Annotated in this window: 18 protein-coding genes; 6 read left to right on the top strand and 12 right to left on the bottom strand. The window is 68.7% G+C overall.

Annotation, left to right across the window (positions count from 1 at the left end; genetic code table 11):
• The first annotated feature begins 198 nt into the window (after positions 1–198).
• Positions 199–1248 (top strand): LacI family DNA-binding transcriptional regulator, encoded by a 1050-nt coding sequence (locus QCD70_RS07555; RefSeq protein WP_301214755.1) that lies wholly within the window; start codon positions 199–201, stop codon positions 1246–1248.
• A gap of 31 nt (positions 1249–1279) precedes the next feature.
• Here QCD70_RS07555 and QCD70_RS07550 read toward each other — a convergent pair whose 3' ends face one another.
• On the bottom strand, positions 1280–1924 hold the full coding sequence (locus QCD70_RS07550) for a TetR/AcrR family transcriptional regulator (protein WP_301214754.1): 645 nt from the start codon (positions 1922–1924) through the stop codon (positions 1280–1282).
• A 136-nt stretch (positions 1925–2060) separates the two neighbouring features.
• Here QCD70_RS07550 and QCD70_RS07545 point away from each other — a divergent pair, with 136 nt between their 5' ends.
• Positions 2061–3599, top strand: coding sequence for an MFS transporter (locus QCD70_RS07545; RefSeq protein WP_301214753.1), 1539 nt, complete (start codon positions 2061–2063; stop codon positions 3597–3599).
• A 109-nt stretch (positions 3600–3708) separates the two neighbouring features.
• On the opposite strand, the gene QCD70_RS07540 is transcribed toward QCD70_RS07545, so the two are convergent.
• Positions 3709–4587, bottom strand: coding sequence for a DNA-methyltransferase (locus QCD70_RS07540; protein WP_301214752.1), 879 nt, complete (start codon positions 4585–4587; stop codon positions 3709–3711).
• Positions 4588–4630: 43 nt separating this feature from the next.
• Here QCD70_RS07540 and QCD70_RS07535 point away from each other — a divergent pair, with 43 nt between their 5' ends.
• Positions 4631–4915 (top strand): GNAT family N-acetyltransferase, encoded by a 285-nt coding sequence (locus QCD70_RS07535; protein WP_301214751.1) that lies wholly within the window; start codon positions 4631–4633, stop codon positions 4913–4915.
• A gap of 20 nt (positions 4916–4935) precedes the next feature.
• Here the strand turns inward: QCD70_RS07535 and QCD70_RS07530 are convergent, their stop codons facing one another.
• The 10 genes from QCD70_RS07530 to QCD70_RS07485 form a co-directional block, all read right to left on the bottom strand.
• Complete coding sequence (locus tag QCD70_RS07530; RefSeq protein ID WP_301214750.1) at positions 4936–5985, bottom strand: lipoate--protein ligase family protein; 1050 nt, start codon at positions 5983–5985, stop codon at positions 4936–4938.
• An 82-nt stretch (positions 5986–6067) separates the two neighbouring features.
• Positions 6068–6913 (bottom strand): alpha/beta hydrolase, encoded by an 846-nt coding sequence (locus QCD70_RS07525; RefSeq protein WP_301214748.1) that lies wholly within the window; start codon positions 6911–6913, stop codon positions 6068–6070.
• Positions 6914–6987: 74 nt separating this feature from the next.
• The gene (locus tag QCD70_RS07520; protein ID WP_301214746.1) at positions 6988–7833 is read right to left on the bottom strand and encodes a transglutaminase family protein; all 846 of its coding nucleotides are present in this window, start codon (positions 7831–7833) and stop codon (positions 6988–6990) included.
• Positions 7830–8762, bottom strand: coding sequence for an alpha-E domain-containing protein (locus QCD70_RS07515; protein WP_301214744.1), 933 nt, complete (start codon positions 8760–8762; stop codon positions 7830–7832). The genes QCD70_RS07520 and QCD70_RS07515 overlap by 4 nt, the downstream gene beginning before the upstream one ends.
• Positions 8756–10501, bottom strand: coding sequence for a circularly permuted type 2 ATP-grasp protein (locus QCD70_RS07510; protein ID WP_301214742.1), 1746 nt, complete (start codon positions 10499–10501; stop codon positions 8756–8758). The genes QCD70_RS07515 and QCD70_RS07510 overlap by 7 nt, the downstream gene beginning before the upstream one ends.
• A gap of 9 nt (positions 10502–10510) precedes the next feature.
• Positions 10511–11500, bottom strand: coding sequence for an alpha/beta hydrolase (locus QCD70_RS07505; protein WP_301214740.1), 990 nt, complete (start codon positions 11498–11500; stop codon positions 10511–10513).
• A gap of 164 nt (positions 11501–11664) precedes the next feature.
• Complete coding sequence (locus QCD70_RS07500; RefSeq protein ID WP_301214738.1) at positions 11665–12771, bottom strand: M24 family metallopeptidase; 1107 nt, start codon at positions 12769–12771, stop codon at positions 11665–11667.
• Positions 12768–13823, bottom strand: coding sequence for a LacI family DNA-binding transcriptional regulator (locus QCD70_RS07495; protein ID WP_301214736.1), 1056 nt, complete (start codon positions 13821–13823; stop codon positions 12768–12770). Before QCD70_RS07495 ends, QCD70_RS07500 begins: the two co-directional genes overlap by 4 nt.
• Positions 13824–13911: 88 nt before the next feature.
• Positions 13912–15243 (bottom strand): Gfo/Idh/MocA family oxidoreductase, encoded by a 1332-nt coding sequence (locus tag QCD70_RS07490; RefSeq protein ID WP_301214734.1) that lies wholly within the window; start codon positions 15241–15243, stop codon positions 13912–13914.
• Entirely contained in the window at positions 15240–16907 is a 1668-nt protein-coding gene (locus tag QCD70_RS07485; protein ID WP_301214732.1) for a glycoside hydrolase family 43 protein, read from the bottom strand. Before QCD70_RS07485 ends, QCD70_RS07490 begins: the two co-directional genes overlap by 4 nt.
• A gap of 257 nt (positions 16908–17164) precedes the next feature.
• Here QCD70_RS07485 and QCD70_RS07480 point away from each other — a divergent pair, with 257 nt between their 5' ends.
• Genes QCD70_RS07480 through QCD70_RS07470 form a run of 3 tightly spaced genes read left to right on the top strand, consistent with a single transcriptional unit; the run spans position 17165 to position 20383 of the window.
• A complete protein-coding gene (locus tag QCD70_RS07480; protein ID WP_301214730.1) occupies positions 17165–18466 on the top strand; it encodes an ABC transporter substrate-binding protein in 1302 nt (433 codons plus the stop codon).
• Positions 18467–18509: 43 nt separating this feature from the next.
• Positions 18510–19484 carry a carbohydrate ABC transporter permease gene (locus tag QCD70_RS07475; RefSeq protein WP_301214728.1) on the top strand — a complete coding sequence of 325 codons (975 nt, stop codon included), beginning with the start codon at positions 18510–18512 and terminating at the stop codon, positions 19482–19484.
• A complete protein-coding gene (locus tag QCD70_RS07470) occupies positions 19484–20383 on the top strand; it encodes a carbohydrate ABC transporter permease (RefSeq protein ID WP_301214726.1) in 900 nt (299 codons plus the stop codon). Before QCD70_RS07475 ends, QCD70_RS07470 begins: the two co-directional genes overlap by 1 nt.
• Positions 20384–20395: the final 12 nt, after the last annotated feature.

Raw genomic sequence — 20395 nt, 5'->3', positions numbered from 1 at the left:
TACCGAACGCCATACTTCTTCGTCGACATCAACACTCCGATCAATCAGAGCGTTGCAACGACCATATGACTCTGCCGGCCACTGAAGCGACACTTTCCCGCACCTCACTGAGGCGATCCGCCGTGTCGATGGTGCCGGTCGCGGCGGCCGAGGTTCGCGCTTCTAGAATGGGACCCTCCTATCAGAAGGGCCCCGTCAATGACGATCGACCACTCCGAGCAGGCGACCACCCCGCAGGCGCCCACACTCGAGATGGTCGCGCACGTCGCCGGAGTCTCTCGCGCCACGGTGTCGCGCGTCGTCAACGGCTCGACCGCGGTCACCCCGCAGGTGACCGCCCTGGTGAACGCCGCGATCGAGAAGCTGAACTACGTGCCCAATCGCGCCGCGCGTTCGCTCGCGAGCAGGCGCACGAACGTGATCGCGCTCATCGTTCCCGAGCAGACGTCGACCGTGTTCAGCGACCCCTTCTTCGCCGCCGTCATCCAGGGCGTGGCCGTCTACCTCAACGACACCGACTACACACTCAACCTGCTCATCGCTTCGGAGTCGTCGAGCGACAAGACCCGGCGCTATCTGCTCGGCGGAAACGTCGACGGCGCGCTCGTGGTGTCGCACCACTCCGGCGACCACTCCTACACCCGCCTCGGCCAGAAGCTTCCGATCGTATTCGGAGGGCGGCCCCTGACGCCCGAGCTCGACGACAGCTACTTCGTCGACGTCGACAACGTGGCCGCCGCGCGCTCGGCGACGGAGCACCTCATCGCCCTCGGCCGCACCCGCATCGCCACCGTGGCCGGACCCCAGGACATGCCGCCCGGCGTCGATCGGCTGCGCGGCTGGCGAGAAGCCATGGATGCCGCAGGGCTCGCCGACGACCTCGTCGAGATCGGCGGCTTCTCGCCCGCGTCGGGGGCGGATGCGATCGGTCGGCTGCTCGACCGTGACGCGTCGATCGACGCGGTGTTCTTCGCGAACGACCAGATGGCGGCGGGGGCCTACCCGGTGCTGCGCGAACGGGGACTGACGATTCCCGGCGACATCGCCGTGGCAGGGTTCGACGACGATCCACTCGGCACGGCCCTGAGCCCGACGCTCACGACGGTGCACCAGCCCTCGTCGGAGCTCGGAGCGGGCATGGCCGACGCCCTCGTGCGGCTGATCGCGGGCGAGACGATCGAGCACGCGCAGATCATGTCGACCACACTGGTGGTCCGCGAGTCGTCGGAGGCCGCGCCGACCGCGTAGGCCGACCGCAGGCAAAGCTCAGGGAACGCCGCTACGGGCGCGCGGGGGCCGTCTGGCCGAGGCCGACGGCGGGCAGGATGACTCCATCGATGATGGTGATCAGGAACTCGCGGTCGACCGGCTTGCGCAGGATGAGCGATCGGTACGCCACCATCGACGGCGAGATCAGCGAGATGAGCTGGATGTCGGTGTCGGATGCGATCTCGCCGCGCTCGATGGCCCGGGTCAGCAGCATGCGGTTGATGCGCGCGCGCGGTTCGACGATGGCCTCGTTGGCCGCGTCGGCGAGCTCGGGGGCCGATGACAGCATCGACGCGAGGCCGGCCATCACCTTGAGCTTGCGCTCGGCGTCGTGAATCGACGGCGGGCGGATCATGGCGACCAGATCGCCGCGCAGGGTGCCCGTGTCGGGAATGGCGAGCGAGTCGAGGTCGCCCTTCTTCATGCAGGCCACCGCGTCGAGCACGAGCTCGTTCTTCGAAGTCCACCGGCGGTAGACCGTGGCCTTGCCCGCACCGGCGCGGGAGGCGACCATGTCGATCGTCATGCCGTCGAAGCCGGTCTCGGCGAGAACCTCGACCGCCGCATCCAGGATCTGCTGGTCTTTGGCCGGGTCTCGCCTGCGGCCGAGTTTGGGGGCGTCACTGCTCGTGTGAACGTCGTCGAGCTGCGTCATTGCGCTCGTCTCCTTCTGTTGTCCGCGATGTGCTGCAGCACCTACTCTATCAATTAGGGAACTGTTAAGAGTCGGAACTGGATAAATTCGGAACTGAGGCTATCCGGAACTGTTGAGTTTCGTATATGCTGACCACATGACTCAGACCTCTCTCTCGCCCTCGAGCGTCGCCGACGCTGCGAAGGTCTCTTCACGCCGTTGGCTGACGCTCACCGTCGTCGCCCTCGCCCAGCTCATGGTCGTTCTCGACTCGACCGTCGTCAACATCGCCCTCCCCGCCGCCCAGGCCGACCTCGGCTTCAGCGACGGCGACCGCCAGTGGGTCGTCACGGCCTACTCCCTCGCCTTCGGAAGCCTCCTGCTGCTCGGCGGCCGCGTCTCCGACCTGATCGGCCGCAAGCGCACCTTCATCATCGGCCTCATCGGATTCGCCGTCGCCTCGGCGCTGGGCGGAGCCGCCGAGAGCTTCGGAACCCTCGTCGCGGCCCGCGCGCTGCAGGGCGTGTTCGGCGCGCTGCTCGCTCCCACCGCCCTCGCGGTGCTCACCACCACCTTCACCATTCCGAAGGAGCGCGCCCGCGCATTCGGGATCTTCGGCGCGATCGCCGGTGCCGGTGGAGCCGTCGGCCTGCTGCTCGGCGGATTCCTCACGGAGCGCTTCGACTGGCGCTGGAACCTGTACATCAACGTCTTCATCGCTGTCATCGGCGTCATCGGCGCGGCCGTCTACCTCTCCGAGTCGAAGCGCACGGGCCCCCGTCCGAAGCTCGACATCCCGGGCACCGTACTCATCTCGGGCGGCCTCTTCGGCCTGGTCTACGGCTTCGCGAACGCCGAGACCGACGGCTGGGACTCTCCCCTCACGTGGGGCATGCTCGCGGGCGCCGCCGTGCTGCTGGTCGCCTTCGTCCTCTGGCAGCGCCGGGCGGCACATCCCCTGCTTCCGCTGAAGATCGTCCTCGACCGCAACCGCGGCGCGGCCTACGCCTCCGTGCTCATCGCGGGCGCCGGCATGTTCGGCATCTTCCTCTTCGTCACCTACTACCTGCAGGCCTCGCTGGGCTTCTCCCCCATCCAGACCGGCCTGTCGTTCCTGCCGATGATCGCGATGCTCGTTCTGGCCGCCCAGCTCGGCACCAACCTCTTCGTTCCGCGCTTCGGCCCGAAGATCATGGTGCCCGCCGGAATGATCATCGCCATGATCGCGATGGTCATGCTCACGAGGCTCGACCTCGACAGCAGCTACGCGGCCAACGTGCTGCCCGCGCTCATGATCATGGGCTTCGGAATGGGCACGATCATGCCCGCCTCGATGCAGACCGCCACCCTCGGCGTCGACCGCGAATTCGCGGGCGTCGCCTCAGCCATGGTCAACACGAGCCAGCAGGTCGGAGGCTCGATCGGCGTGGCACTGATGAATACGCTCGCCGCCACCGCGGCCGCCGACTACCTCGCGTCGAACGCCCCGGTCACCGCCGAGGTCGCCGCGAACGCCGCCATCGCCAGCTATGCCACCGCCTACTGGTGGGGTGCCGGCTTCTTCGCCTTCGGCGCCGTGGTCGCAGCCCTGCTGTTCCGCCGCCGCGGCCAGGGCCTGTCGCTGAGCCACGGTGCCGCGCCCGCCGGGGCCGGCGCATCCGATTCGGCAGACGCCGTGCCGATGCCCGTGCACTAGCCCCGCCCGCACCACCATCGTCCGCGCCCGCTCGGCGCATCCGCTGCCCTTCGACCGGTGGCGGATGCGCCGGCCGGGCGCGCACGTGTTCCCGCGCGGCGGCCGTCGGCTAGACCGGCGGGGCGCTCACCACCGGCACGCCGGGAAGGCGATCGCGCATCACCTGGATGGCCTCGGGGTTCTGGTCGACCAGCACGAAGCGACGGCCCAGGGCCTGGGCGACGGCGCCGGTGGTGCCGCTACCGGCGAAGAAGTCGAGAACCCAGTCGCCCTCGCGGCTCGATGCCTGCACGATGCGACGCAGGATGCCCTCGGGCTTCTGGGTGGGATAGCCGGTCTTCTCGCGGCCGGTCGGCGACACGATCGTGTGCCACCACACATCGGTGGGCAGCTTGCCGCGGGCGACCTTCTCGGCCGTCACCAGCCCCGGAGCCATGTACGGCTCGCGGTCGACGCTCGACGAGTCGAAGTAGTAGCGCGCCGGGTCCTTCACGTAGACGAGGATCGTGTCGTGCTTGGCGGGCCAGCGGCTCTTCGACTTCGCCCCGTAGTCGTAGGCCCAGATGATCTCGTTGAGAAAGCTCTCCCGGCCGAACAGCGCGTCGAGCAGCACCTTCGCGTAGTGCGCCTCGCGGTAGTCGAGATGAAGGTACAGCGTCCCGTCGGGCGCGAGCAGGCGCCAGGCCTCGAGGAGGCGCGGCTCGATGAACTCCCAGTAGTTCTCGAACGCGTCGTCGTAGGCGAGCAGATCGCCCTTGATGCGCTCGTAGCTGCGGCCCTTGAACCCCGTTATCGAGCCGACCCCCGCCGCGGTGCGGACCGACGTCGTGGACTGCCTCTTCTGCACCCGGCCCGTGTTGAAGGGCGGGTCGAGGTAGATCAGTGTGAAGGTCTCGTCGGGCAGGCTCGCGAGAACAGGCAGGTTGTCGCCCTGGATGACCCGGCTGACGCCCGGAGCGGACGCCGGATCGATCGGATGGTCGGGCATCCTGCAATTGTGGCAGGTCTGGAGTGGGCGTATCGTTCGTTGGATGCAGAGCCGCGAAGTGCGCCACGAGCCCGATGCCAGCCGCTACACCCTCTGGGTCGACGATGAACAGGTGGGACTCGCGGACTACGAACTGCGGGGCGACGCCATCGCCATCACCCACACCGAGATCGATCCGAGCAAGCAGCACGGCGGTCTCGGCAGTGTTCTCGTGCAGGGCGTGCTCGACCAGATCGCCGCGGGAACGCAGCGCGTGATCCCCGCGTGCCCCTTCGTCGCGACCTACATCGACAACCACGAGGAGTACCAGCCGCTCACGACCCGGTGAGCCGCTCGTCGACCTCTCTCCTACGGAACGCGGGCGATCCACTCCGGCGTGCTGAACTTGGTGCGCACCAGCTCTTCGGCCTTGGCGTACTCGTCGTCGGTGATGTCTCCGGGCGTCGCGCCGTAGAGCCCGGTGAACGTGGCGATCATCTTGTCGATGATGTCGGCGCGCGACAGGCCTGTCTGGCTGCGCAGCGGGTCGACGCGCTTGGCCGCCGACTTGGTTCCCTTGTCGCTCATCTTCTCGCGCCCGATGCGCAGCACCTGCACCATCTTCTCGCCGTCCATGTCGTAGCTCATGGTGACGTGGTGCACGACCGCTCCGTTGCCGAGGCGCTTCTGCGCGGCCCCGCCGATCTTGCCTGTGGGGCTCGTGATGTCGTTGAGCGGCGCATAGTGGGCGTCGATGCCGAGCGACTTGAGGGCGATGATGACCCACTCGTCGAGGAAGGCGTAGGAGTCGGCGAACGTCATGCCCGAGACGAGGGCCGCGGGAACGTAGATGGAGTACGTGATCACCGAGCCGGCCTCCATGAACATGGCGCCGCCTCCCGAGATGCGACGCACGACGTCGAAGCCGTACTTCTCGGCGTTCTCGAGGTCGACCTCGTTCTTCAGCGACTGGAAGCTGCCGATCACCACGGCCGGCGACTCCCACTCCCAGATGCGCATCGTGGGCTGTCGGCGCCCCTCGCCGACCTCGACCGCGAGCACCTCGTCGAGGGCCATCTGCTCGACCGGCGGAACGGCCTTCGAGTGGATGACCTGCCAGTCGTAGTCGCGCCATCCGGTGGCCTTGGCGAGCGAGCGGCGCACGGCGACGGCGACGGCCTCGGGTGTGAAGCCCAGCAGCTGCGCGCCCTCGGGCAGGGCGGCCTTGACCGCTGTGGCGATGGTGGCGGCATCGCTCTCGACCGGGAGGCCCTCGACGGCCGCGTTGATCAGCGGCAGCGCGTCGTCGGGCTCGAGGAAGAAGTCACCCGCCAGTCGGAAGTTCGCGATACGACCATCGACCTGGTCGAGGTCGACGACCACGAGTTTGCCGCCGGGAACCTTATACTCACCATGCATGCAGCCAGCCTACGCCGCTGCAGCGCAGGAAAATCGGGCCGGAAAGGCCCGATTCGCCCGTGGCTACCGCGATTCTCCTGAGTTAGAACGCCCTGTGGTGGTCGAGCCAGTCGACGAGGCGGTCGGCCACGTCGGCACGGTTCGTCTCGTTGAAGACCTCGTGCCGGGCATCCGGAAACACCACGACCTCGACGTCGGAAAGCTTCGAGCGCTGCGTGTAGGCCTTGGCCAGCCGGCGCATGCTGGCGGTGCCGCCCAGGATGTCGTCGGAGCCCCCCATGATCAGCACCGGCAGATCGCGCCGGATACGACGAGAGGGCACGCCGAACAGCCGCAGCCCGTCGCGCACGCCGAGCTCCTTCAGCGCCTTCGCCTCGAACATGTAGGCGTCGTCGGCGGCCTTCTGCTGCATGGCCACGTCGCGGCTCAGCCATTCGAACCCCGTACCCTGGCCGCGGGCCGGGCGGTGCCGCCGCGTCAGGTCGCCGCCATCCATCGACCCCGGCATGCGCAGCGCCGTGCCCGTGAGCACGAGGCCGTCGAACGCCGTCGATCGGGTGTTGACGACCCGCTGCAGCAGCAGCGACCCGAGACTGTGGCCGAGTGCCACCAGGGGAACGCCGGGCACCTCGTCGCGCAGCAGCCTGGTGAAACGCAGGATGTCGGCCTCGGCCGTGCGCACTCCGTCAGGGCCCATGCGATGGCCGGGTCGCGTCTCGCCGCCGGGCAGCCGCGCCGTCTCGCCGTGGCCGCGCAGGTCGTGCGCGTAGACGGCGTATCCGGATGCGTTTAGCCGGCCGGCGAGCTCGGCGTACCGCCCCGAGTGCTCGCCGAGGCCGTGCACGATCTGCACGATGCCGCGCGGGTTCTCGATGGGCCAGGCGGAGTAGTGGATCGCGACGCCGTGGTCGCTGAGAAACTGGGGCACGTGCCCATTGTGTCGCCGTTCCCTGAGCTTGTCGAAGGGAACCGCCCGCAGGCAAAGCTCAGGGAACGACAGGCTCAGCTCTCGCGGGTGATCTCCACGGTCACGAAGAGGCTCGACCCGAACGGCCCGGCGTAGACGCCGCGCAGCGGGGCCACGTCGTTGTAGTCGCGGCCACGGCCCACCGTCACGTGGCGGTCTCCGATGTCGATCGAGTTCGTGGGGTCGAAGCCGCGCCAGTCGCCGCAGAACCACTCGACCCAGGCGTGCGACTCCCCCGCGACCGTCTCGCCGATCTCGGCGTTCGGCTTCGGGTGCAGGTAGCCCGAGACGTAGCGTGCGGGGATGCCGACCGAGCGCAGCGCGCCGAGGGCGATGTGCGCGATGTCCTGGCAGACGCCGCGCTTGTCGGCCCAGGAGTCCTTGGCCGTCGAGTGCACATGGGTGACGCCCTGCACGTACTGCATCTGGTCGCCGATCGCCGAGCAGATCTCGAGGGCGGCCTCGCACGGGCTGTCGTAGCGCGACGCGATCTCGTTGGCGAGCTCGACGATGTCGTCGGCCGGATCGGTGAGGCGGGTCTGCTTCGAATGCTCGACGTACGAGGTGGCCTTGGCGGCCGCGTCGGCCAGCGTCTCCCAACCGACCTTGTGCGGCTGGTGCGCGCGCGGGCGCACCTCGACGAGGCTGTTCGCGGTCAAGGACAGCTCTTTGTGGGGGGTCAGCACCTCGAAGCTCGAGACCCTGGTGCCCCAGTAGTCGAGGTAGTTGTGGTTGCTCGACACGGGAGCGATCTCGAGGTTGGAGTACAGCACGAACTGGTCGGAGCTCGAGACCGGGAGCATGCGCGCCTCGTTGTAGGAGGCCGCCACCTCGCCCTCGTAGCGGTAACCGGTCACGTGCCGGATGCGAAGCCGGTTCATGTGTTCTCTCCCGTCCAGGAAGGGGCAGCGTTGGTGGGGAAGTAGCGCTGCCGGATCGCCTCGGATGCCGTCGACGTCGCATCCTGCACGCTGTCCATGTGCTTCGGCAGCTCGTGCAGGATGTCCATGATCGGGCGGTACTCGAGCTGGCTGCGGATCTGGCCGAGCAGCCGCTGCGCCCTGTCGGTGACACCGACCCGGTCGTTGCGGGGTTCGATCGCGCGCAGCGATTCCTCCGCCCGCGAGACCGAGAAGATGATCGACCGCGGGAACAGGCGGTCGAGCAGCAGGAACTCGGCCGCGTTGCGCGCCGACGGCACGCCCCGGTAGGTGCGCAGGTAGGTCTCGTAGGCGCCGCACGATCGCAGAATGGTCGTCCAGCTCGGGCCGGATGCCTCGGTGAGGCTTCTCGTCGCCAGCAGGCGGGCCGTCATGTCGGCCTGCTCGAGCGAGCGTCCGAGGTTGAAGAAGTGCCAGGCCTCGTCACGACTGGTTCCCGACTCGACGATGCCCACGGCGAGCGCCGCGCGTTCGCGCACCCAGCCGAAGAACTCGTGCGTCTTCTCGCCCGCGACCTTGCGCGGCATCTTCGCCCTGGTCGTGTTGAGGCACTCCCACAGCTCGGTCGAGACGATCTCGCGCGCCCGACGGGCGTTCTCGCGGGCCGCTCCGAGCGAATAGGCGATGGATGCGGGATGGGTGCGGTCTACCGCGAGGGTCGCAAGCACGTCCTGTCGCGTCAGTTCACGCTCGGGTCCGGGGACCTCGCTGCCCATGAGCGCAAGAAGCGAGCGGCAGGCTAGGTCTTCTTCGATCCACGGGTCTTCGAGCAGGAGCTGCAGGTGCACGTCGAGGATGCGGGCGGTGCCGTCGCTGCGCTCGATATAGCGCCCGATCCAGAAGAGGCTCTCGGCGATGCGGCTCAGCATTCGTCTCCTCCTTCATTCCGTTCGTCGAGCCTGTCGAGACGGGCTCCCTTCGACAGGCTCAGGGAACGGGGCGTCGGCAGGGGCGGGTGCCCCGGGCTCCAGCGCGCCTGTTGCTGCTGCTGCTGCTGGTCGTTGTTGGGCTTGTCTTGAGGAGAGTGGTCGACGGCGTGCTTGCCGACGATCGGAATCGACTGCGTGTTCGCCGCCTGGTCGGCCACGAGACCCTGGATGTTGCGGGCCGAGGACTCGTGGAAGAAATCGGGCTCGAGGCCGATGACCCACGTGTCCTTCGATCCGCCGCCCTGGCTCGAGTTCACGACGAGCTCGCCCTCGGGCAGCGCCACCCGCGTGAGTCCGCCGGGCAGAACCCAGATGTCGCTGCCGTCGTTGACCGCGAACGGGCGCAGGTCGGCGTGCCGCGGCCTCATGCCGTCTTCGACCAGCGTCGGGATCGTCGAGAGCTGCACGACCGGCTGCGCGATCCAGCCGCGCGGGTCTTGGAGAAGCCGCTTGCGCAGCGTCTCGAGCTCGGTCTTGGATGCCGCGGGTCCGACGACGAGGCCCTTGCCGCCCGATCCGTCGACGGGCTTCACGACGAGTTCGTCGAGGCGGTCGAGCACCTCCTCGAGCGAGGCCGGGTCTTCGAGGCGCCACGTGTCGACGTTCGGGATGATCGGCTTCTCGCCCAGGTAGTACTGGATGAGGTCGGGCAGGTAGGTGTAGACGAGCTTGTCGTCGGCCACGCCGTTGCCGACCGCGTTCGCGATCGTCACGTTTCCGAGCCGCGCCGCCATCATGATGCCGGGCGAGCCGAGCTGGCTGTCGGCGCGGAACTGCAGCGGGTCGAGGTACTCGTCGTCGACCCGGCGATAGATCACGTCGACGCGCATCGGACCGGCCGTGGTGCGCATCCAGACCCTGCCGCCCGAGCAGAACAGGTCGCGGCCCTCGACGAGCTCGACGCCCATGAGTCGGGCCAGCAGGGTGTGCTCGAAGTAGGCGGAGTTGTAGACGCCGGGGGTGAGCACGACCACGTTGGGGTCGTCGACGCCGGCGGGCGCGGACGCGCGCAATGCCTGGAGGAGCTTGTTGGGGTAGTCGCCCACGGGGCGCACGCGCATGCTGACAAAGAGTTCGGGCAGCGTCTGCGCCATGACCCGGCGGTTGGAGATGACGTAGCTGACGCCGCTCGGAACACGAACGTTGTCTTCGAGCACCCGCCAGGCGCCCTTTTCATCGCGGATCAGGTCGATGCCCGACACCTGGATGCGCACGTTGTTGGCCGAGACGATGCCCGCGGCCTGGCGGTGGAAGTGGCTCGACGAGCTGATCAGGCCTGCGGGGATGACGCCGTCGCGCACCGCGTGCTGGGGGCCGTAGATGTCGGCGAGGAAGGCCTCGAGCGCGCGCACGCGCTGCTTGATTCCCGCCTCGACGGTCACCCACTCCTTCTGCTCGATCACCCTCGGAACGGCGTCGAGGGGGAAGGGCCTCTCCTCGCCGGCGAAGTCGAACGTCACGCCCTGGGCGAGGTACGAACTGGCCAGGGCGTCGGTGCGCCCGCGCAGTTCCTCCTGCGTCATGCGGGCCAGCGCCTGGTACACGTCTTTATAGGCGGCGCGCGCCTCGACGGGGGCCAGGGAGCTGGGTTCGGGGAACATCTCGTCCCAGGCACTCGCGGACCCTCGCGACGAACGGGGGGTGAGTGTGGCGCCGTAGCCGGCGAACAGGTCAACCATGACCCGAGCCTAGTGCGGCGGTGTTGCCGGGGTGTTTCGGACGCTGCGTGTGGTCTCGGACAGCGCCTCCGCGAAGAAGTCCAGCGATCGGGAGACCTCCGGCAGCGTCGGCGTGCGGTTCAGGTGCCCGTGCAGCATTCCTGTCGCCAGCCGGGTCTCCACGGGCACGGCCACCTCGGCCAGCTGCTCGGCGAACAGCTCGCCCGACGGCCTGAAGTCGTCGAACTCGCTGATCAGGATGCGCGTGGCCGGGAACCCCGCGAGCGGCGCGTGTCCGGGCATCACCTCGGGCGGCAGATCCACGCTTGTGCCGGCGTAGTTCAGCAGCATGCGGCGGGAGCCCTCGGGGTGGAAGCGGATCATGCTTGGAAGCGTCGCCATCACGGCCTGCACCTCGTCGGGGAGGGCAGGGAACGGAAAATGCAGCGCCGGGTAGGCCAACAGCAGCCTCGACGGCAGAATGCCGCCCGTCGCGACGAGCCGCACGACCGTCGCGGCGGCCAGGTTGGCCCCCGCGCTCGCGCCGCCGATCGCGATGCGGCGGGCATCCACCCCCAGCGCCGGCGCGTTCGACATCAGCCAGAGCCACGCGGCCTCGACGTCGTCGACCGGAACCGGATACTGAACCCCGTCATTCGCCAGCCGGTAGTCGACCGCGACGACGAGCGCCTGGGCGCGGTGGGCGAGTTCGGCGCTCGTGACGTGGGACTCGTTCATGTCGAGGTCGCCGCCGACGAAGCCGCCGCCGTGGTTCCACAGCAGGGCCGGCAGCCGGCCGGTTGCGCCGGATGGGCGGTAGACGCGAACGGGGATGGGGCCGTGCGGGCCGGCGACGACGTCGTCGCCGATCTCGATGTCTGCGGGGAGGTCGTAGGGCTCCGGGTCGACGGCGAATTCGGCGAAGGCGGCAGCGTGCTCGGCGTCGGTGCGACCGGAGCCCCAGTCGGGAATGCCCTCGAGCAGGTGGATGCGCTCGGCGATGTGCGGATCGATGGGCATGGCGGGAACTCCTATGTTCGTGCGGCCGGTTGAAGCGTTTCAGATCAGAGTAGTGGCGAGGTGGACGCGGCGGAGCGCGCGACCAATTCAGGAGGAGCGCGTCGCCGTGTGGATAGTGGCGCCGGCCGGCCGCTCCTCCTGAATTAGTTACGCGTAGAGCCGGGCTACAGGCGCAGTTCGGCGGGGCGGGCGCGGCCCGCGTGCTGCACCGTGGGCCAGCGTGGGTCGACGGTGAGCGACTCGATTCCGGACGAGCCGAGCAGCACCGTGTCTTCGATCTTGACCCCGGGCGCAGACGGGTTCCACGCGAAGGCCTGGTTGAGCTGGACCAGGTCGGGCACCCGCGACGTCGCCCGAGGGTCGCGTCCGTTGTACCCGGCCGCCCCGCCCTGGTGGTGGTTGCGCCATTCGTCAGCCGCGAATCCCGCCTCGCCGTACGCCGCGCATCCGGCCTCGAACGCCGACCTCAGGGTCGCGCCCGCGGTCGTCGCGTCGAAGTAGGCGGCCTCGACCTCGAGGATGCGCGCGCCCGCGTCGGCGAACGCATCGGCGGCCGGTGCCCCGAAGCTCACCCAGCGCGTGATGTTCGCGATCATTCCGTGCCGCCTGGCGCAGGCCACGACCATGGCCCGCGAGCCGACCGGCTCGTCGCGGGGCAGCGGATGCCGGTAGCCGGCTCGAGCGGATCCCGACACCATGAGCACGAGCGGGTCGGCTCCGCGCTCCAGGAGCCCTGCGCCGACGGATGCCGCGAGCGCCCGCTCGGGCTGTACCGGCGAGGCGGCCGCCAGAGCGTCGGTCATCACCTCGGCCGCGTCGCTGCAGAGGGCGCGGTAGCGGGCGAGTTCTGCAGGAAGAAGGGATGCGCGCGCCGCGCGCAGCTCGGCCGCGATGTCGGACTCGACGAGCGAGCGCGGCCCTGCAACGCCAGAGCCCGCTTCACCAGCACCAGCAGAATCCGCGAACCCGTCGCCCAGCGCGCCGAACCACGGCACGGTCGACACCTCGATTCCTGATGGAAGCTCCTCGGCGAGCAGCCGCGCGGCCTCGTTCGAGAACGCCGATACCCGGTCTCCGTCGCGATCGACCCGCACCTGCAGAACGGGGTCGCCCATGAGGCTCGTGTGCGTGCGGGCCCCATCGAGGTACCAGGCCAGGGCGCCGTGGCTCGACAGCACGAGGCTCTCGGCATCGCGCTCCTCGAGGATCGCGAGCAGCCTGGCGCGCTTCACCGCCCGGTCGGCGGCCGAGGGTGCGCTCGAACCGGTCATGCGCCGGGCACCGGGCCCACGGCATCCGGCACGGGCCCCGTGCTCGAGCGCACCTCGAGCCGCGGCCGGAAGAACACTGCGTGCTCGGGCTGCCCGCCCTCGAGCAGCTCGCGCAGCTGGGCCCAGGCCTGGCGGCCGAGTTCCATCTGCGGCACCGACATGGTCGTGAGCGAGGGTGTGGCGAAGCGGGCGAACTGGATGTCGTCGAAGCCGGTCACGGAGACCCGGCCCGGAACCGAGACCTCGAGTTCGGCGAGCCGCCCCAGCAACCCCACCGCGACGAGGTCGTTGAACGCGAGCACGGCCGTGGCCCCGTTCGAGAGCACGGCCTCTGCCGCGGCGTACCCGTCTTCGATCGCTGCGCCGCAGGTGACGGTGTCGATCGTGATTCCCGGATGCGAGGCGGCGACCTCGCGCAGCCCCTCGAGGCGCTCCTGGTTCGAGGCGCTCTGCCCGGGCCCGCCGAGGAACAGGAAGCGCGTGTGCCCGAGCGACAGCAGGTGCGCCATGAGCCCCTTGATGCCCGACGCGTAGTCGATCGACAGAGCGGGCGCCGCGAGCGCCCCGAGGTCGCGGTTGATGACGACGGTCGGCGAGACCCGGGGCAGCAGCTCGGTGAGCTGCGCGATCGGCATACGGGGCGCACACAGCACGAGGGCGTCGCAGCGCATGCGCGCCTCGATCGCGAGCAGCCTCTCCTCATCGACGTTCTCTGCCGAGTCGGCGACCAGAACCCGGTAGCCGTCGACGGCCGCGGCCTGGGTGACCCCGCGCAGCACCTGCTGGAACATCGGGTTGGCGAGGTCGGGAACGACGAGGGCGACGGTGTTCGTGCGGCCGAGCGAGAGGCTTCGGGCAACGGTCGAGGGCGTGTAGTCGAGGTCGCGAACCGCCTGTCGCACGCGCTCGGCGATGACCGGGGCGACCGTCGCGCGACCGTTCATGACCCGCGAGACGGTCGCCCGCGAGACCCCGGCGGCCGTCGCGACCTGCGCGATGGTGGCCGGGGTGGATGCGCCGGGTGTCGTGGGCGCGGAGGGATCGCGTGTCATTCGAGCTCCAGCCGGTCGCGGTGTCGGAATGCGGAGCGTGCGGCGTCGTCGCCGCTGCCCGTGATCGATGATCCCATGGAAGGCCCGCCTAGCGATGCGGAGCGAAGGGCAGGATGACGGGAAGGCCCGTGCGCAGCGACTCGTTGCCCGCGATGCCGACAGAGACCGCGCGCACGCCGTCGTCGAAGCCGGCCACGCGGCCGAGCGGCGCATCCGATTCGACGCGGGTGAAGAGGTGCTCGAGAAGAAACGCGTCGCCACCACCGTGACCGCCGACGCCCTCGGGGATGGGCACCTCGCGCGCGGACTCCCAGTGCCGCTGCAGCACGAGGCGTTCCGTCATCGGACGCACCGTGTCGGCGGGGCCGGCCACGGGATTCGCGCTGGGGTCGAGCACGGCCCGGCCGTCGGCATCCAGAAGCACCGAGCTGCGTTCGACGACCTCGAGTTCGGCGCGGCCCTCTGTGCCGTTGACAGTGACGCGGTAGCCCTCCCACGGGCTGTGCGCGTTGAGGGAGTACGACATCGTCGCGCCGGACGCGTAGTCGACGAGCACGGCGAGGTTGTCCTCGATGGTGATTCCCGGGCCGAAGACGTTCTGGTCGCGGTGGTAGCCGTCGTGGGCGACGGTGTCGACGTAGAGGGCCTTGAGTCGGGGGTCCGCGGCGATGTCGAGGGCGAAGGGGTCGGCGGCCCCGCGCTGGTCGAGTAGGCCGCCCGCGGCCGTATCGAGACCACCGCGGCGAAGCTGAGCATTGTCCTCTCCGTAGAAGCGCAGGCCGCCGCTGGCGAAGACGCGCACGGGCGAGGAGTCGATCCACCAGTTGACGAGGTCGAAGTGGTGCGACGACTTGTGCACGAGCAGGCCGCCCGAGTTGGCCTTGTCGCGGTGCCAGCGGCGGAAGTAGTCGGCGCCGTGCATGGTGTCGAGCGCCCACTCGAAGTGCACCGAGGTGACCTGACCGATCGAGCCCTCAGCGATCAGCGTGCGCAGTGCGCTGTTGCGGGGGCTGTACCGGTAGTTGAACGTGGTCACGACGCTCCGACCGGACTGCTCGACGGCGACGCGGATCGTGTCGAGGCCCTCGCGGTCGATGGTGAGCGGCTTCTCTACGACCACGTCGGCGCCGGCGATGAGCGCTGCCGACACGAACTCGGCGTGCGTGAAGTCGGGGGTGGTGACGATGATCCGGTCGAGCCGCTGCGCGCGCACGGTGTCGGCGAGGGCGGCGGGGTCGAAGCGAACAGGGTCGGCGAACCCGGCCGCGCGCACCTTGTCGGCGTAGTAGTCGAGGCGGCCCGGGTTCGAGTCGCTCCAGGCCACGAGCTCGGCCACATCGGAATGCGGCCCGATCAGGGCGTCGATGTACATCTCGGCCCGGTGCCCGGTGCCGACCATTCCATAGCGTTCGCGGCTCATGCGCGGTTCCCTTCGTGGGGCTGCTCTAAGTAAGGAAGTTTCGACGATACGGCTGCTTCTCGTCCTCGGCGGTGCGGTTCTTCCTGAGTTGCGGCGGGGGCCACCTCCACAGGTCCGAACACAGCCTCGCCGGTGTCGCCAGAACCGTAGGGCGCCGCCGAGAAGAGTCCGATCTCGGCGCCGATCCACGTTCCCTGCTTCGCCCGGAACGGCAGCAGCGCCCCGGTCCACTCCCCGTCTCCCTCCCGCCACGCGAAGTCGACGCGGGCGTCGCTGCGCGAACGCAGCCGCAGGTCAACAGGGGCACCGGATGCGACGGGCGCCGACTCGACGAATGCCCGGTCGCCGCGATGGCCGGGCCCGACTCCGCCGGTCACCTGCACACGGCCGCCGATGACCGCGAGGCCGATCCACGCGTACTCGCTTCCGAGCACGGTGAGGCCCGCGCGGGCTCCTTCTACCCGGCTGTCGAGACGCAGCGAGGTCGTCACCGTGGTCGGCGACTGCGGCAGCTGCTGCGAGAGAACCTGGGGCAGGGTGCGGATGTTGCCGGAATCGTTGCTCCGAAGCGGCAATACGAGCGTTCCATCCCCCTGAAGCGTCACCTGGCCGGGGCGCGGGTTGGCCTGCCAGTGCCACTGCGGCGAGAGGGAGGTTCCGGTGAAGTCGTCGCTGCGAGCCGGAACGCCCGCCGCGGGTGAGGCGAAGCGGTGGTGGTCTCGATGCGCCGGCTGTGTCGTCGCGCGGCTGCTCGACCAGCGCATCCCAGCCACGGGTTGACCCGGCAGGCCCTCGCGCGGCTCACCCATGACCGGCCAGTCGTCGTGCCAGGTCATGGGCTGGAGGTGCACCACTCGCCCGAAGGCCCCGGTGTCCTGAAAGTGCACGAACCAGTCGCTGCCGTCGTTCGCCGTGACCCAGCCTCCCTGATGCGGGCCGTTGACGCCGGTCTCGCCCTGTTCGAGCACGATGCGCGACTCGTACGGACCCCACGGAGACGTCGAGCGGAAGGCCAGCTGCCACCCTGTGGCCACACCGCCGGCCGGCGCGAAGACGTAGTAGTGCTCGCCGCGGCGATAGAACTTGGGCCCCTCGAGCGTGGTGCATCCCGGCACCCGGTCGCCGTCGATCACGGTGCGCGGAATGCCGACTGCCCGCATTCCCGACGCGTCGAGCTCGATCACGGTGAGCTCGTTCGAGCGACCGCTGCGGGATGCGGCCCAGCCGTGCACGAGGTAGACGTGCTCGCCGTCGAACAGCGGGCAGGGGTCGATCAGGCCGAGGCCCTCGAGCACGGCGACGGGCTCACTCCAGGGCCCCTCGGGAGCGGGCGCCGTCACCACGAAGATGCCGCGATCGGGGTCGGGGTAGTAGATGCGCAGCAGCCCATCGTGGAACCGGATCGCCGGCGCCCACACCCCCTGTCCGTGCCGCGGAAGTTCGAAGTGCTCCACCGGGTGGATGCGGTCGAGGGCGTGCGAGGCGATGCTCCAGTGCACGAGGTCGTCGGAGACGAGAACGGGCAGGCCGGGCGAGCGATTGAAACTGGATGCGACGAGCACGTACCGCTCGCCGACACGGGTGACATCGGGGTCGGGCCAGTCGGCGTCGAGGATCGGATTGGCGTAGCCGAGGCCATCGGCGGGGCGGGGCGTGAGCGACATTGCTCGCTCCTTCTGCATGGGTCTGCGGACGGTCGGAGGTAGAAACCGGTTCCTCACTGTATAGCGGTTTCAGCAGGCGACGGAAGTCGCCTGGTCACGCAACGCTCCCAGATCGGCTCTAATTCAGGCCACAATCATCCCAAGATGATCGTGAACAATCGGTTATTGCGGGAAACCGGTTTCCTATGACAGAGTGTACCGACCACAACCCAGGCACCGGCGCCGCGTGTGACCGGAGACTCAAAGAGGAGAAACCCATGCCACGACGCACACGACCGGGAGTCATCGCACTCGCCGGAATCGCGGCCCTGACACTGGTGGGCGCAACCGCCTGCAGCTCGGGATCGACAGAAGACACGGCCGAGTCCGGCCCCGTCACCATCAGCTTCACGTGGTGGGGCAACGACGAGCGGGCCGCGCTCACCGAACAGGCGATCGACCTGTTCGAAGAGGCCAACCCCGACATCACCGTGAAGTCGTCGTTCTCCACGATCGACGCGTACATCCCCAAGCTCGCCACGCAGATCGCCGGCGGCGGAGCTCCCGACCTCTTCCTCATTCCCATGGAGAGCGTGCGCGAGTACTCGTCGAAGAACGCGCTCACCCCGCTCACCGACTACATCGACGACGGCACGATCCGCACCGAGGACATCACGGAGGAGGCGCTGAAGGTCGGCACCATCGACGACACCGTCATGGGCCTCACCCTCGGACTCGCGAACAACGCGATGGTCTACAACCCGACGGTCTGGGCTGCGGCTGGAGCGGAGGCTCCGGGTGCCGGCTTCACCTGGGACGATCTGAAGGCTGCCGGCGAGAAGATCCGCGCGGCGTCGGACGGCAAGACCGCGGCTCTCAGCGACCCGGGCGGACAGATCGCCTACTTCGAGATGTACCTGCTGCAGAACGGCAAGCACCTCTTCACCGAAGACGGCGAAGTCGGTTTCACCGAGAAGGACCTCGCCGACTGGTGGACCCTCGCCGGCGAACTGCGCGAAGACGGAACGACGACCGACGCCGAGACCACGTCGACCATCGACCAGAGCATGCAGAACTCGGGCCTCGCCCGCGGAATCAGCGCCGCCGAGTTCTCGGCCGCGTCGCTGACCGGCGCGTACTCCGACACGCTCGGCGCCGAGAACATCGCGATCGCGCCGTTCCCGACCGACACCGACGAGTCGGGCATGACGCTCAACGGCACGAACGTCGCCGCGGTCTCGTCGAAGTCCAAGCACCCGGACGCCGCCGCGAAGCTGCTCGACTTCATCATCAACGACTCAGAGGCCGGCAAGATCCTCGGCCTGTCGCGCGGAATCCCGACCAACTCGGCCACCTACGAGGCGATCTCGCCGACACTCGAGGGCGGCAACAAGACGGTGAGCGACTTCGTCTCCGAGTACCAGGACACGTTCCAGCCTCCTGCGCCGCTCGCGCCGGCCGGTGCCAGCACCATTCCGGCCGACTTCACGCTCGCCTACGAGCAGATCATCTTCGGCCAGACGGAGTTGAAGGACGCGGCGAAGGCCACGGTCGCCTCGATCACGTCGGCCATCTCCTAGGCACCACCGAACCCGCGAACACAGGAAGACGTAGGCCACACCCATGACCGTTGCAGTCGATCGACCGACGGACAGTGCCCTCACTGCCCCAGCCCAACCCCCGGCGAAAGCATCCCGGCAGAGACCCCGCACCGGGCGGACCGGTAAGAATGGTGCGGCCTACGTCTTCCTGACTCCCTGGCTCATCGGCGCCGCCCTCCTCACGGTCGGCCCGATGATCGCCTCGCTGTATCTCTCGTTCACCGACTACGACCTGTTCTCGGCGCCCGAGTTCATCGGCATCGCGAACTACCAGCGCATGGTCGAGGACCCGCGGTTCTGGAGCGCGGTCGGCGTCACGCTGAACTACGTGCTCGTCGCCGCGCCGCTCAAGCTGCTCGCCGCGCTCGCCGTGGCCCTGCTGCTCAACAAGGCGCGCCGCGGCCAGGGCTTCTACCGCTCCGCCTTCTATGCGCCCTCGCTGCTGGGTGCGAGCGTGGCCGTCGCCCTCGTCTGGCGCACGCTCTTCGCCAACGACGGAGTCGTCGACACCGGCCTGTCGACCGTCGGCATCGACGGCGGCGGCTGGATCTCGAATCCGAAGCTCTCGCTCTACGTGCTCGTGATCCTCGCGATCTGGCAGTTCGGCGCCCCCATGGTGATCTTCCTCGCCGGCCTCAAGCAGATTCCGCAGGACCTCTACGACGCCTCGGCCGTCGACGGCGCCGGCAAGCTGCGCACCTTCTGGTCGGTCACGATCCCCATGCTCTCGCCGGTGATCTTCTTCAACCTCGTGCTCGAGGTGATCAACGCGTTCCAGGCGTTCACCGCGTCGTACATCATCTCGGGCGGCCGCGGCGGCCCGATCGATTCGACCCTGTTCTTCACCCTCTACCTCTACGACCGCGCATTCACCGCCTTCGACATGGGCTACGCCTCGGCCATGGCCTGGGTGCTGCTCGTCGCCATCGGCATCGTCACCGCGCTGATCTTCCGCTCGTCGAGGGCCTGGGTCTTCTACTCCGGGGAGGAGAAATAATGGCCACGATCATCGAGAGGCGCCGGCCCCGAACGCCGCGACCCGCCCAACGCGCCCAGACCGGACGCTCGCGCGCGGCATCCATCGTCTGGCACGTCTTCTGCCTCGCGCTGCTCGCCCTGCTGCTCTACCCGGTGGCCTGGCTGCTCGGCTCGTCGTTCAAGCCGGGAACCGAGATCCTGACGAACATGAACGTGCTGCCCGACGCGTTCACCTTCGACAACTACGCCACGGTGTTCGAGGGCGTCGGCGGCCTGAGCTTCTGGACGATGCTCGGCAACTCCATGCTGATCTCGACGCTCGCCGTGGTGGGCAACGTGTTCTCGTGCACACTCGCGGCCTACGCGTTCGCCCGCCTGCGCTTCAGAATGCGCCGCCCGTTCTTCGCTTTTATGCTCGTGACGATCATGCTGCCGATGCACGTGGTGCTCATTCCGCAGTTCATCATCTTCCAGCAGCTCGGCATGATCGGCACGTTCCTTCCGCTCGTGCTGCCGAAGTTCCTGGCCACCGAGGCGTTCTTCGTCTTCCTCATCGTGCAGTTCATCAAGGGCATCCCCCGCGAGCTCGACGAGGCGGCCACGATCGACGGCGCCGGCCCGTACCGCACCTTCGGCTACGTCATCCTGCCCCTGCTCACGCCGGCGCTCATCACGACCACGATCTTCTCGTTCATCTGGAGCTGGGACGACTTCTTCAGCCAGCTCATCTACCTGAACAACCCCGAGACCTACACGCTGCAGCTCGGCCTGCGCCTGTTCGTCGACCAGACCTCCGCCTCGAGCTTCGGGCCGATGTTCGCCATGAGTGTGCTCGCGATCCTGCCCGTCGTGATCTTCTTCGCGGTGTTCCAGCGCTACCTCGTCGACGGCGTGGCGACCTCCGGACTCAAGGGTTAGGGGCCGGGCCGC

The organism is Agreia sp. PsM10 (assembly GCF_030433855.1).
In the GTDB taxonomy this organism is placed as follows: Bacteria; Actinomycetota; Actinomycetes; order Actinomycetales; family Microbacteriaceae; genus Agreia.
Note: the sequence above shows the minus strand (reverse complement) of the source record. Positions and strands in the feature narration are given on the sequence as shown.